General features: G+C 59.0%; 2 protein-coding genes. Both read left to right on the forward strand.

Annotated features, from left to right (window positions below; genetic code table 11):
• Window positions 1-121 precede the first annotated feature (121 nt).
• The gene (locus tag ACFPN9_RS28910) at window positions 122-535 is read left to right on the forward strand and encodes a hypothetical protein (protein ID WP_377817997.1); all 414 of its coding nucleotides are present in this window, start codon (window positions 122-124) and stop codon (window positions 533-535) included.
• A gap of 84 nt (window positions 536-619) precedes the next feature.
• Entirely contained in the window at window positions 620-910 is a 291-nt protein-coding gene (locus ACFPN9_RS28915; protein ID WP_377817998.1) for a MucR family transcriptional regulator, read from the forward strand.
• Window positions 911-993: the final 83 nt, after the last annotated feature.

The raw sequence follows: 993 nt of genomic DNA on the forward strand, positions 1-993 counted from the left end.
TCGTCAACGGCCATCCCAATAGCCGCATCGACGAACTGCTGCCCTGGGAATATCCGGCTCAGGCCGCTCTCAGGGATGTGGCCTGAGGACGACGCTTACCCTTCAGCCTTAGACAGTGTCAATGAAGTTGCCCGCCTGTTTTGCTACAGCTGTCGTTGCCGCGCTGGCGCTCATCGAGCCGAGCACAGCCTTTGCCAGCGAAGCCGTTTCACAGTGCATCAAGACCCACGATGACCTGCCCTATCGCGTGCGCATGACCATGTGCAGGTGCTTGGCCGACAAGTCCGATTCGGTGCGGGGGTGGGTGGAATTTCTGTTTATTGCAAAGGCGATCCGCGAAGCCAGCTACATCAACAGCTGCAGATCGTCGGCACTCAGCGAGGTGCCAACGTTGCCTCCTGTTGGAGAACAAGAAGCCCAGATCAGCAGGACGCCCGCAGATGTCACCGGTTCGCTTGCGGCTCCAAGGTCGTGGTTGTTCCCTCGGCCACGCGATCCGGTGCGCATCTGGCCGTCGAATGTCGAAAGCCCCTAAAAACGCTGTGTTTTGGTAGAACTCCATTGTCATCTGCCTCGGATTCGCCCAAGCAAATCTGGCTGCCTGTGTGAACGCAGCTCAATGCGGAGAAGCGGCTTGGTGGTTCCTAACGAGAGCCTGACGGGATTGGCGGCGGACATTGTCTCGGCGTATGTCGGCAGTAACAGTCTCAGAGCATCTGACCTTCCGGACCTCATCGCCAGCGTTTACGCGGCGCTGGGAAATCTGAAGAAGCCCGCCGAAACGGTAGCGCCGGCTCCCCTGAGGCCGGCTGTTCCCATCCGAAGTTCGGTGACGAGCGAGGCTATTATTTGCCTCGAGGACGGGAAGCGCTTCAAAACCCTCAAGCGGCATCTTGGTCGTGTCCCATAGCGTGGTGTAGCTGACGGTGGTCACCGGCGATTGCCGGTTAGGTTTGGGTTGTGAACGCCAACCCTGAACCGAGAGATCCCCGA

It is taken from the genome of Allobosea massiliensis (assembly GCF_042655245.1).
GTDB lineage: Bacteria > Pseudomonadota > Alphaproteobacteria > Rhizobiales > Beijerinckiaceae > Allobosea > Allobosea massiliensis.